At 68.5% G+C, this 12,196-nt stretch carries 10 protein-coding genes; 8 read left to right on the top strand and 2 right to left on the bottom strand.

Annotated features, from left to right (window positions below; all coding sequences use genetic code 11):
* Nucleotide 1: 1 nt before the first annotated feature.
* From mutM to HFK18_RS04625, 4 genes are all read left to right on the top strand, one after another.
* Complete coding sequence (gene mutM, locus HFK18_RS04640; RefSeq protein ID WP_180164694.1) at nucleotides 2-814, top strand: bifunctional DNA-formamidopyrimidine glycosylase/DNA-(apurinic or apyrimidinic site) lyase; 813 nt, start codon at nucleotides 2-4, stop codon at nucleotides 812-814.
* Between the two features lie 67 nt (nucleotides 815-881).
* Nucleotides 882-1,448: an ECF-type sigma factor gene (locus HFK18_RS04635; RefSeq protein ID WP_025875449.1), complete on the top strand. Its 567-nt coding sequence runs from the start codon at nucleotides 882-884 to the stop codon at nucleotides 1,446-1,448.
* 18 nt (nucleotides 1,449-1,466) lie between these two features.
* Nucleotides 1,467-3,932 carry a serine/threonine-protein kinase gene (locus HFK18_RS22000; protein ID WP_180164692.1) on the top strand — a complete coding sequence of 822 codons (2,466 nt, stop codon included), beginning with the start codon at nucleotides 1,467-1,469 and terminating at the stop codon, nucleotides 3,930-3,932.
* Nucleotides 3,933-3,980: 48 nt separating this feature from the next.
* The gene (locus tag HFK18_RS04625; RefSeq protein ID WP_100461745.1) at nucleotides 3,981-5,585 is read left to right on the top strand and encodes a glucan biosynthesis protein D; all 1,605 of its coding nucleotides are present in this window, start codon (nucleotides 3,981-3,983) and stop codon (nucleotides 5,583-5,585) included.
* A gap of 580 nt (nucleotides 5,586-6,165) precedes the next feature.
* Here HFK18_RS04625 and HFK18_RS04620 read toward each other — a convergent pair.
* The gene (locus HFK18_RS04620) at nucleotides 6,166-6,786 is read right to left on the bottom strand and encodes a thymidine kinase (protein ID WP_099819678.1); all 621 of its coding nucleotides are present in this window, start codon (nucleotides 6,784-6,786) and stop codon (nucleotides 6,166-6,168) included.
* Nucleotides 6,787-6,888: 102 nt separating this feature from the next.
* Between HFK18_RS04620 and HFK18_RS04615 the strand changes: the two genes are divergently transcribed.
* Together HFK18_RS04615 and HFK18_RS04610 are read left to right on the top strand one after the other, a co-directional pair.
* Nucleotides 6,889-8,865 (top strand): UvrD-helicase domain-containing protein, encoded by a 1,977-nt coding sequence (locus tag HFK18_RS04615; RefSeq protein WP_033832666.1) that lies wholly within the window; start codon nucleotides 6,889-6,891, stop codon nucleotides 8,863-8,865.
* A 262-nt stretch (nucleotides 8,866-9,127) separates the two neighbouring features.
* Nucleotides 9,128-9,652 (top strand): GNAT family N-acetyltransferase, encoded by a 525-nt coding sequence (locus tag HFK18_RS04610; RefSeq protein WP_180164690.1) that lies wholly within the window; start codon nucleotides 9,128-9,130, stop codon nucleotides 9,650-9,652.
* Between the two features lie 73 nt (nucleotides 9,653-9,725).
* Here HFK18_RS04610 and HFK18_RS04605 read toward each other — a convergent pair whose 3' ends face one another.
* A complete protein-coding gene (locus HFK18_RS04605; RefSeq protein ID WP_100554314.1) occupies nucleotides 9,726-10,379 on the bottom strand; it encodes a DUF480 domain-containing protein in 654 nt (217 codons plus the stop codon).
* A gap of 100 nt (nucleotides 10,380-10,479) precedes the next feature.
* Between HFK18_RS04605 and HFK18_RS04600 the strand changes: the two genes are divergently transcribed.
* Both HFK18_RS04600 and pyrF read left to right on the top strand, forming a co-directional pair.
* Nucleotides 10,480-11,400, top strand: a complete 921-nt coding sequence (locus HFK18_RS04600; RefSeq protein WP_100461749.1) for a 5'-nucleotidase, lipoprotein e(P4) family — start codon at nucleotides 10,480-10,482, stop codon at nucleotides 11,398-11,400.
* Complete coding sequence (gene pyrF / locus HFK18_RS04595; RefSeq protein ID WP_100461750.1) at nucleotides 11,397-12,122, top strand: orotidine-5'-phosphate decarboxylase; 726 nt, start codon at nucleotides 11,397-11,399, stop codon at nucleotides 12,120-12,122. Before HFK18_RS04600 ends, pyrF begins: the two co-directional genes overlap by 4 nt.
* Nucleotides 12,123-12,196 lie beyond the last annotated feature (74 nt).

Raw genomic sequence — 12,196 nt, 5'->3', positions numbered from 1 at the left:
CATGCCCGAACTGCCCGAAGTAGAAACCACCCGCCGCGGCCTGGCGCCGCACCTGCAGGGCCGCCGCGTGCATGGGGTGATCCTGCGCCGCGCCGACCTGCGCTGGCCGATCCCGCCGGAAGTGGCCGAGCTGCTGCCCGGCCAGCGCATCGAAGACGTGCGCCGCCGCGCCAAGTACCTGCTGCTGGACACCGCCATCGGCAGCGCCGTGCTGCACCTGGGCATGTCCGGCAGCCTGCGCGTGCTGCCCGGCGACACCCCGCTGCGCGCCCACGACCATGTGGATATCAGCCTGGACAACGGCCGCCTGCTGCGTTTCAACGACCCGCGCCGTTTCGGCAGCCTGCTCTGGCAGCCGGCCGGCGAGATCCATCCGTTGCTGCGGGGGCTGGGCCCGGAACCGCTGGATGAAGCCTTCGACGGCGACTACCTGTTCGCCCGCAGCCGGGGCCGCAGCGCGCCGGTGAAGACCTTCCTGATGGACCAGGCGGTGGTGGTCGGCGTGGGCAACATCTACGCGGCCGAAAGCCTGTTCAAGGCCGGCATCAGCCCGCTGCGCGAAGCTGGCAAGGTCACCCGCGAGCGCTACCGGCGGCTGGCCACGGCAGTGAAGGAAACGCTGGACTACGCGATCACCCGTGGTGGCACCACCCTGCGTGATTTCATCAGCCCCGACGGCGCGCCGGGCTACTTCGAGCAGGAGCTGCTGGTGTACGGCCGCGATGGCCTGCCGTGCCCCAGCTGCGGCCGCCCGCTCAAGCACGCGATGATCGGCCAGCGCGCAAGCGTGTGGTGCAGCCGCTGCCAGCGCTGAACGTCTTCATGCGCTGCACACGCGCAGCGCTATAGTCCAGCCGACATCCGCTGCGGGGGCGTTGGCGATGGATGAAGGACCGGATATCACCGTCTGGCTGGATGCTGCGCGCGGCGGCGATCGCGCCGCGCTCGACCGCGTGCTGACCACCCTGTACCAGGAGCTGCACAGCATGGCCCGGCGGCAGCTGGCCGGGCAGCAGGGGCGGACCCTGGATGCCACCTCGCTGGTCCACGAGTCCTACCTGAAGCTGCTGGGCAGCCGCGGTGCGGCGCGCTTCGAAGACCGTGCGCACTTCTTCGCCTATGCCGCGTCGGCGATGCGCAGCGTGGTCGTCGATTACGCGCGCAACCGCTTGGCGCGCAAGCGCGGTGGCGACCTCAAGCGGGTGGCCGAGATTCCCGAGAACAGCAGCAGCGGCGTGCGCCTGGACGAGGATCTGCTGGCCCTCGACGTTGCGTTGGAACGCCTGCAGGCCGTCGATGCGCACCTGGCCAAGGTAGTGGAACTGCGCTATTTCGCGGGCTTGTCCGAGCTGGAGATCGCCGAGTTGAGCCAGCGCTCGGAGCGCAGCATCCGCCGCGACTGGCAGAAGGCGCGACTGTTCCTGCTGGCCGCGATGCGCAGCGACTGAGCCGCCGCCGCCCACGTCATGGACACCGCCCGCTGGCAGCAGTTGTCGTCCTGGCTGGATCAGCTGCTGGAGCTGGCGCCGGAGGCCCGACAGCTGCGCCTGCAGCGCTTGAGCGCGCAGGACCCGACGCTGGGACGCGAGCTGGAACACCTGCTGCAGCAGGAAGCCGACAGCCACGAGTTCATGGCCCAGCCGCTGTGGACCGCCACACCGCCGGGGCGCGCCGGCAGCGAGGTCGGTCCCTATCGGCTGCTGCACCCGCTCGGTGAAGGTGGCATGGGCGAGGTCTGGCTGGCCGAGCGCTGCGATGGCCTGTACCAGCGCCAGGTCGCACTGAAGCTGCTGCGCAGTGGCGTCGCCGATCCCGGCCTGCGTCAACGCTTCGGCCGCGAGCGGCAGATCCTGGCCCGCCTGCAGCACCCGCATCTGGCACAACTGCTGGACGCCGGGGTGGACCAGCACGGGCAGCCCTACCTGGCGCTGGATTACGTGGAAGGCGAGCCGATCAGTGACTACTGCCGGCGCCTGCAACCGCCGCTGGAAGCGCGTCTGCAGCTGATGCTGCAGGTCTGCGCGGTGGTCAGCCATGCGCATGCGAACCTGGTGGTGCACCGGGATCTGAAGCCTTCCAACATCCTGGTACGCGCCGATGGCACGGTGAAACTGCTCGACTTCGGCATCGCCAAGCTGCTCGACCACGACGATCCGAACGCGGCCCATCCGGCCACCGAAATCCGCGCTTTCACCCTGCACTACGCCGCGCCGGAACAGGTGCGGGGCGAGGCGGTGACGACCCTGACCGACGTCTATTCGCTGGGCGTGGTGCTGTTCGAGGTGGTCACCGGGCACAAGCCCTATCGTCTGCGCCGGCACAGCGACGCGGAATGGGAGCGCTCGATCCTGGATGTGCAGGCGCCACGTGCCTCGGCGCTGCTGCAACGGCTGGCCGCCGAGCCCGGAGCGCCGAAACGCGCCCTGCAGCGGCAGGCGAAGCGATTGCGGGGTGATCTGGACGTGCTGTTGGAAAAGGCCCTGCAGAAGGACCCGCAGCAGCGCTACAGCTCGGCCGAAGCGCTGGCCGGCGACCTGCGCCGCTACCTGCAGGGGCAGCCGATCCAGGCGCGACCGCCGGGCGTGGGGTACCGGGTACGCAAGTACATTGGCCGCCATCGCTGGGGCGTGGCCTTGGCGACGCTGTCGGTGTTGGCGCTGCTGCTGACCACGTCCATCGCCCTGTGGCAGGCGCGCCAGGCGCGGGTGGAAATGGCGCGTGCGCAGGCCATGCAGGATTTCACCGTCGGCCTGTTCGACAAGGCGGCCAGCCAGCGCCACGGCCATTTCGACGTGCCGCAGCTGCTGGCCACCGGCCAGCAACGGGGAGAAGCCGAACTGGCTGACCAGCCGCTGGCGCTGGCCGAGCTGCAAGGGGTGATCGGCCGCCTGCGCATCGGCCTGGGCGACTACCAGTTGGCGCTGCAGACCCTGGACCAGCAGCGCCGGCTGCTGCAGGAGGTGGGCGAGGTGCCGCCGGCGCTGCAGATCGAGGCAGTGACCCAGCGCGGGCGCGCGTTGCGCATGCTCGGCCGCGGGCGCGAGTGCCTGGCGCACCTGCAGCCGCTGCAACCGCTGGCGGCCAGCGAGGCGGCGGCCCTGCCGGCGGCTGTAGCCGAATTCCACAGCCAGCTGGGGCGGTGCCAGGCCCAGCTGGGTGATGCCGATGCGGCGCGCCGGTCGTTCCAGCAGGCGCTGGCGCTGCGCCACCAAGGGCTCGTCGAGCGCTTCGGGCGTGCTGAATCACTGGCCGATCTGGCCGCGCTGGACGCCACCGCCGGACGCCTGCCGGCTGCGCTGGCCGGCTACCGGCAGGCGCTGGCCCTGCTCGGCCAGCGCGCCGATGCCAGCAGCCCGCAGGTGATCAGCCTGCACCGGCAACTGGGCGATGTGCTGGCCCGCCAGGGCGACACGAAGGCGGCAGCGGCCGAGCTGGAGCAGGCCTGGCAGGCAGCGCAGGATGCATGGGGCCCGCGCCACCCGGAGGCGCTGGTGGTACGCCGCGCACGCGCGCTGCTGGCCCTGCAGCGTGGCCAGTACGCATTGGCCGGCCAGGAACTGCGGCAGGTGCAGGCACAGCTGCTCGGCGCGCTGGGCCCGGATCATCGTGAGATCGGCTACGGCGAGTTCGCCCTGGGGAAATGGGCCAGCGCCAGCAACGACCCCTCGGCAGCGGCGGCGCACTATGCCCGTGCAGTGGCGATCTGGCGCCAGCCGGACCACGTCGCCTTGCTGCCGCAGGCACTGCTGGCACAGGGGCAGGCCCTGCAGGAGGCCGGCCAGACCGCGCAGGCCCGCAGCGTGCTGGCCGAGGCACGACAGCTGCTGCTGGCCCAGCGCGGGCCACAGGCGCCGGCCCTGCAGGAGCTCGACGCACGCATCGCGGCATTGGCGCAGGCTGAACAGCGCATCGATTCCACCGCTGCCCGTTAACGTTTGTCTGCCTATGATGGCCGACCTTCCCTTTGCTCCCGCGCCTGCATGCAACGACGCGACTTCATCCGCAATGCCTCCCTGGCCCTGGCCGCCTTCGGCCTGCCGTCACTGCCGGCCTGCGCGGCCAGCAAGAGTGGCCAGCTCGGGCTGCGCCGGCTTGGCCAGCCGCAGCCGTTCGATTTCGCCACTCTGAAGGGCCAGGCGCGCGCGCTGGCACAGGCGCCGTACCAGAGTCACAAGCGGGTACTGCCGGGCAAGCTGGAAGCGCTGGACTGGGATCAGTACCAGTCGATCGGCTACCGCCAGGACCATGCCCTGTGGGCCGACCAGCCGGGAAAATTCCAGGCCAAGTTCTTCCATCTGGGCCTGTACTTCCATTCGCCCGTGCGCATGTACGACGTGGTCGACGGCAAGGCGCAGGAACTGGCCTATGACGGCGCCGCGTTCAACTACGGCAAGAGCGGGTTGAAGAACGGTGAGCTGCCGGCCGACCTCGGCTTTGCCGGGTTCCGGTTGAACACGCGCAAGGACACCGACCGCGATTTCGCCGCGTTCCTGGGGGCCAGCTACTTCCGCGCCGTGGGCAAGGAAGGCCAGTACGGCCAGTCCGCGCGTGGCCTGGCCATCGACACCGGCATGGGCAAGCCCGAGGAATTCCCGGACTTCATCGCCTATTACCTGGAACAGCCGGCGGCCGACTCGGACACGATCATCGTCTACGCGCTGCTGGATTCGCCCAGCGTGGCCGGTGCCTACCGTTTCGCCGTCACCAACGGCGATGTGCTGCTGATGGACATCGACAGCGCGCTGTACCCGCGCAAGACCATCGAGCGGCTGGGCATCGCCCCCTGCACCAGCATGTACCAGGTGGGCGAGAACGACCGCCGCATGGGCTGGGACTGGCGCCCGGAGATCCACGATACCGATGGCCTGTCGCTGTGGACCGGCGCTGGCGAATGGATCTGGCGGCCGCTGCTGAACCCGCGCAACCTGCGCTTCAACATGTTCGTCGACCGCAATCCGCGTGGCTTCGGCCTGCTGCAGCGTGACCGCAACTTCGATCACTACCAGGACGACGGCGTGTTCTACGAGAAGCGCCCGTGCCTGTGGGTGGAGCCGAAGGGTGACTGGGGCGAGGGCTCGGTGCAGCTGGTGGAGATTCCCACCGTCGATGAAACCTTCGACAACATCGTGGCCTTCTGGAACCCGAAGGAAAAGCCGCAGCCGGGCCAGGAACTGCTGGTCGGCTACCGGCTGTACTGGGGCGCACAGCCGCCGGCGCATACGCCGCTGGCCCACTGCGTGGCCAGCCGCACCGGCCTGGGCGGGGTGATCGGCAAGAAGCGGGAGTATTTCTCGTGGCGTTTCGCGGTGGACTTCGAAGGCGGCGAACTGGCCAGCCTGATCGACAAGGCCGACGTCGAAGCGGTTGTCGAAACCAGCCGTGGCCGGGTGGAGATCGTCTCGGCGCGGCCGTTGCGCGAGATCAAGGGCTACCGCGCGATGTTCGACCTGGTGCCGCCGGAGGGCAGCACCGAGCAGATCGACATCCGCCTGTACCTGCGCAGTGGCGGCAAGACCCTCACCGAAACCTGGTTGTACCAGTACACCCCGCCGCCGGCCGGTGCGCCGGAGCGCACGCTGTACTGACGGGTTTATCGGCAGGGCTGCGCCCTGCACCCGCAGAGGCCGGAGCAACGGCAACGGCAACGTCAAAAGCTGGCATTCGGTGGGATGGCGGGGTGGGTCCGGTTGCGGGGGACGCCGTAAACCCATCCCTGGGGGCTTGGCCGCGGCATCCATGCCGCGGACACCCCCGCAACCGGACCCACCCCGCCTTCGACAGATTTCCGCGATCTGTCGGGATGGCATGGCCTGCTCTTGGTGGGTGACGACCTTGGTCGACACGTAGATCCACGCCATGCGTGGATGCTCTTCGATCCCAATTCGAAATATTCGATTTCGATGGAGATTCACCACGCATGGCGTGGATGGACCATCCGTTCCTGGAAATCTGTCGGGGGTGGGGCGGTGTGGGGGTGCAGGACCGTTGGCGCCATGGATGGCGCCATCGAGCCCCCAGGGATGGGTTTACGGCGTGTCCCGCACCCCCACACCTCCCCGCCCAACCAACAGACAACCCAGAGCCGGCTGTTGCTGCTGAGGTTGCCGGCCAGCGGCCGGCACTACCACGTCGGCAGGTGCAGGGCGCAGCCCTGCCGAAAAACCCTTACAGCGGCAGCGGTGCCTGCGCCGGATCGATCCGACCCTCGCCCCGGGTGATCTTCTTGAACTCGGCGCGGCTGACCGAGACGTAGCGCTCGTTGCCGCCGATCTCCACCTGCGGGCCGTCCTGCACGGCATGGCCGTGCTCGTCCACGCGCACGGTCATGGTCGCCTTCTTGCCGCTGTGGCAGATCGTCTTGATCTCCTGCATCTCGTCGGCCCAGGCCAGCAGGTATTGGCTGCCCTCGAACAACTCGCCGCGGAAATCGGTGCGCAGGCCATAGCACAGCACCGGGATGCGCAACTGGTCGACCACCTCGCTGAGCTGCCAGACCTGGCTGCGGCTGAGGAACTGCGCCTCGTCCACCAGCACGCAGCCCAGCGGCCCGTTGGCCTGCAGATCCTGCGTGACCCACTGCTGCAGGTCGGTGTCGCGTTCGAAGGCCATGCCGTCGGCGCGCAGGCCGATCCGCGAGGCGACCACGCCCGCGCCGGCACGGTCGTCCAGGCGCGGGGTCAGGATCGCCACGCGCATGCCGCGCTCGCGGTAGTTGTGCGCGCTCTGCAGCAGGGTGGTGGTCTTGCCGGCGTTCATCGCCGAATAGTAGAAATAGAGCTTGGCCATCGGCCGATTGTACGACGCCACCCGGCACCGGCCGAAGCTGTTCAGCAAGCCCACCGGCCGGCGGCTGTGGCCGCCACCAACGCCCGCTACAATCCAACCCCAATGCACGGTCTCAATCCCCCCCAAGCTGCCGCCGTCCTCCACATCGAAGGACCGCTGCTGGTGCTCGCCGGCGCCGGCAGTGGCAAGACGCGCGTGATCGTGGAGAAGATCGCCCACCTGATCGGCTGTGGCCGCTACCCGGCCAAGCGCATCGCCGCGATCACCTTCACCAACAAGTCGGCCAAGGAAATGCGCGAGCGCGTGGCCAAACGCCTGCGCGAGCAGGATGCCGATGAAGTGACCATCTGCACCTTCCATGCGCTGGGCCTGAAGTTCCTGCAGATCGAGCATGCCGCGGTCGGGCTCAAGCGCGGTTTCTCGATCTTCGATGCCGATGACGCGGCCGCGCAGATCAAGGACCTGATGTACGGCGCCAAGCCGGACGACATCGAGGACATGAAGAACCTGGTGTCTCGCGCCAAGAACGCCGGCCTGTCGCCGGAGCAGGCGATGGCCGCTGCGCGCAGCAACCGTGAAAAGGAAGCGGCCGGCATCTACGAGCGTTACCAGCTGCGCCTGAGCGCGTTCAACGCAGTGGACTTCGACGACCTGATCCGGCTGCCGGTGCAGATCCTGGAAGAGAACCCGGACATCGCGCTGGCCTGGCGCGAGCGCATCGGCTATCTGCTGGTCGACGAATGCCAGGACACCAACGATGCCCAGTACCGCCTGCTCAAGCAGCTGGCCGGTGACAAGGGCAACTTCACCTGCGTGGGCGATGACGACCAGTCGATCTACGCCTGGCGTGGCGCCAACCCGGAAAACCTGCAGCAGATGGGGCGCGATTACCCGGCCCTGGAAATCATCAAGCTGGAGCAGAACTACCGGTGTTCCAACCGCGTCCTGCGCGCGGCCAATGCGCTGATCGCCAACAATCCGCACGAACACCTGAAGAAGCTGTGGAGCGACCAGGCCGATGGCGAGCGCATCCGCGTGTGGGAGTGCCGCAACAGCGAACACGAGGCCGAGAAAGTCGCCGCCGAGATTGCGTTCGTGGCGCAGACGCGCAACGTGCCGTGGAGCGATTTCTGCATCCTGTTCCGTGGCAATTTCCAGTCGCGTCCGCTGGAAAAGGCGATGCAGCTGCTGCGTATCCCCTACCACCTGACCGGCGGCACGATGTTCCTGGAGCGCCAGGAAGTGAAGGACACGCTGGCCTGGCTGCGGCTGCTGGTCAACCCGGACGATGACACCGCGTTCCTGCGTGCGGTGCAGTCGCCCAAGCGCGAGGTCGGTGCGGGCACCCTGGCCAAGCTGGCCGAACTGGCCTCGGAAAAGGACATGCCGATGGCGCAGGCCGCCGAAGCGATCGGCGCGCTGCAGCAGCTGCCACCGCGCGCGGCCAACAGCCTGGCGCGCTTCACCGACATCCTGCGTGACCTGCGCGCGCAGACGCGGCAGATCAGCTCCGGCGACATGATCCGCAAGGTCGCCAAGGAATCGGGCCTGCTCAGCGAGCTGCGCCAGCAGGCCAAGGAAGAAGCCAGCTACCAGCGTCGCGCCAATAACATCGAAGAGCTGGCGCAGTGGTTCGAGGGTGGCCCGCGTGGCGCCACCGCTGCCGATCTGGCCGGCCAGCTGGCGCTGTTGTCGCGCAGCGACAAGGACGAGGGCGGCAACCAGGTACGGATGATGACCATGCACGCCTCCAAGGGCCTTGAATTCCCGTACGTGTTCATCGTCGGCTGCGAGGATGGCGTGCTGCCACACCAGGTCAGCCTGGACGAGGGCAATCTGCAGGAAGAGCGGCGCCTGCTGTACGTGGGCATCACCCGCGCCAAGATCCAGCTGTGGATGAGCTACAGCAAGCTGACCCGCAAGTTCGGCGAGCACGTGCGGTTGAAGCCGAGCCGTTTCTTCGAGGAGATTCCGGCCGAGGAGATCCAGCGCGATGGCGCGGATCCGGTGGCGGATGCGGCGCGGAAGAAGGAGCGGGCGACGGCGGGGTTGGCGGCGATCGAGGCGTTGTTCGACTAAGGCGCTCCAACGGCGCCGCCCCTCCGTGGTGGAGCGCGCGCTGGCTCCGCGGTGTGGCCGGTCGGGGTGGGTCCGCGGGGGACGCCGTGAACCCGTCCCTGGGGGCTTAGCCGCGCCATCCATGGCGCGGATACCCCCGCGAACCCACCCCGACCGGCCTCTGACAGATTCCGGGCGCGTCCTGTCACGGCAATGCAAAGAAAATCAAAATCAACAGCCGGGGGCTGAGGCACAATCGGGGCTTCCGTCTGGAGGTTTGTCCGTGCACCCGATTGAAAGCGAGCGCCTGCGGCTGCGGGCCATTGAACCGGACCGTGATGCGGCACCGATGCTGGCCCTGCTCAATGATCCGGGCTTCGTGCGGTTCATCGGTGATCGCAACGTGCGCGATGAGGAACAGGCGCGCGAGTACATCGCCCTGCGGGTGCTGCACAGCTATGCGTTGAATGGCTTCGGCATGTATGCGATCGAGCGGCTGTCCGATGGCGCGTGGCTGGGCAACGCCGGGCTGGTGCGCCGTGAGGGGTTGCCGGCGCCGGATATCGGCTACGCGGTGCTGTCGGAATTCGCCGGGCAGGGCTATGCCAGCGAGGCGGCGCGGGCGGTGTTCAATCACGCGCGCACGGTGCTGGGCCTGCAGGATCTGTATGGCATCACCGATCTGGACAACGACGTCTCGGCGAAGGTGCTGCTGGGTCTGGGCATGCACGAGCGCGGGGTCATCCAGCTGCCGGGTATCGACAGCCCCAGCCGCCTATACGCCACGCTCGGCGCGGCCGAGGTTTGATCGTGGTGGGTGCCGACCGTTGGTCGGCACGACAGAGTGCCACCGTGCCGAACAACGGTCGGCACCCACCGCCTCAGCCGCCGCGCAGCTCCGCCAGCTGTGCCTGCAACTCGGCCACGGCCGCTTCCAGCTGGGCCACGCGCTCAGCCAGGCCGGGGTCGGCCGACTCGGCACCGCCGCCACTGCTGGCGTACTTCGCTGCCAACGCCGCGCCGTCCACTTCACCGCACAGCAGGTGCATGTAGCGGTCTTCGCGCTGGCCGCTGGCGCGCGGCAGCACCACCAGCAGGGCACGCTGTTGCAGGCGCTCGATGGCGTGGCGGGCTTCGTCGGCATCGGCGAAGCGGTGCAGGCGCTCGGCACGGGTAACCAGTTCGCCAAGCGTCTGCGGCCCCCGCAGCAGCAGCAGGGCCAGCAGCACGGTCTGCTGCCGGGTCAGGTCCAGCGCGCTCTGCAGGCGGTGCTCGTAGCGGTCGGCGCGCGAGGAGAAGTGCTGGCGGGCCAGGCCCAGGGTCTCCAGCTGGCGCAGCGCATGCTCCACGCTGCCGGCGCTCACGTTCATCACCGGCTCGCGGGCGGTCTTCTGGTTGGCGGCCGATTGCGCGGCGTTGACCGTCAGTGGGTAGGTGTCCGGGGTGGTGGCTTCCTTCTCCACCAGGCAGCCCAGCAGGCGGGCCTGTACGGCATCCAGCAGCGGAACGTCGGGGGTCTGGGCAGGATCGGTCATGGCGGCTTCCGGAAGACAACAGGTCAACCACCAAGCATAGCCGTCCCGGCGGCGCCTTTGCCGGTAAAATGGGCCGGTGTATCTGATTGCCGGTGAATCCATGCGTCGTCCCGTTTCCTTGTCCCTGACCCTGCTCGCCACTGCGGCGCTGGGCCTGTCCGCCTGCAAGCGCGTGGAAGCGCCTGCCGAAGCCGCCACCCCGCAAGCGCCGGCCGCGGCCGCCAAGGCCGACGGCGCCCTTGACGCGACTGCCAACGACAACCTCAACGCCGTGCTGTGGATGCAGCGCGCGCAGGAATACAAGGCGATCACCGAGCAGACCTACCGTGCCGCCGCCGACCACCTGGACGTCGCGCTGAAGGAAGCCCACTGGGATGCGCTGGTGCCGGAAGAGCGCGGCAACGAGGCCAAGGGCCTGAAGCCGGCCGTGGTGCTGGACGTGGATGAGACCGTGCTGGACAACTCGCCCTACCAGGCGCGTCTGGTGCGTGACGGCAAGGAGTACGACGAACTCAGCTGGGACCAGTGGGTTGCCGAAAAGAAGGCCAAGGCCATTCCCGGCGTGGTCGATTTCGCCAAGGCGGCCAACGCCAAGGGCGTGACCCTGCTGTACATTTCCAACCGCGCCGTGCACCTGAAGGACGCGACCCTGGCCAACCTGCGCGAGCAGGGCCTGCCGGTGGCCGATGACAGTGTGTTCCTCGGTCTGGGCACCGTGGTTGAAGGCTGCGAGCAGGCCGGCAGCGAGAAGAACTGCCGCCGCCGCCTGGCCGGCCAGAAGTACCGCGTGCTGATGCAGTTCGGCGACCAGCTGGGTGACTTCGTGGAAGTGACCGCCAACACCAATGACGGCCGCGACGCGCTGCTGCAGCAGTACCACGACTGGTTCGGCGAGCGCTGGTGGATGCTGCCGAACCCGACCTACGGCGGCTTCGAGCCGGCGCAGTTCAACAACGATTACTCGCAGCCGCGCCAGGCCCGCCATGACGCCAAGCGTGCCGCCCTGGACTACGCGCCGTGAGCCGCGCCCCGCTGCCGCTGCGCGACGACGAGCGTCTGATCTTCGCGCTGGACGTGCCTGACCGCGTGCAGGCGCTGGAGTGGGTCGACCGCCTTGGCGACAGCGTGGCGTTCTACAAGATCGGCATGGAACTGCTCGCCTCCGGCGAGTACTTCCAGGTGCTGGACGAACTGGCACGTCGCGACAAGCGGGTGTTCGTCGATCTGAAGTTCTTCGATATCCCGGCCACCGCCGCCGCGGTGATCAAGCGCCTGGCGCAGTGGCCGGTCAGCTACGCCACCATCCACGGCTGGCACCCGGCGATGATGGAGGCCTGTGCGGCCGCCAACAGCGGCGACATGCGCCTGCTGGCAGTGACCGTGCTGACCTCGATGGGCCGCCCGGACCTGGCGCAGATGGGCATCGACCGCGAGCCGGTGGAAGTCGTGGTCGAACGCGCGCTGGCCGCACAGGCCGCTGGCATCGACGGCGTGATCGCCTCCGGCCAGGAAGCGGGTCCGATCCGTGCCGCGACCGGGGCCGGTTTCTCGATCGTCTGCCCGGGCATCCGCCCCGGTGGCCCGGTCGGCGATGACCAGAAGCGCACCGTGGGCGTGGCGCAGGCCTTTGCCGATGGCGCCGATGCCATCGTGGTCGGCCGTCCGATCCGCCTGGCATCTGATCCGCAGGCCGCAGCACGGGCGATCCAGCAGGAAATCGCGACGGCTCTGGCCGCGCGCTGAGCCCCGCTCCGACGGCGGTCACGCCGGCACCACGAACGCCATCCCGCCGAATGCGGGGTGGCGTTCGCATTTGT

This window comes from Stenotrophomonas sp. SbOxS2 (genome assembly GCF_013416715.1).
GTDB lineage: Bacteria > Pseudomonadota > Gammaproteobacteria > Xanthomonadales > Xanthomonadaceae > Stenotrophomonas > Stenotrophomonas lactitubi.
The sequence above is the reverse complement of the archived record's forward strand: the minus strand, read 5'-3'. Positions and strand labels throughout refer to the sequence as shown.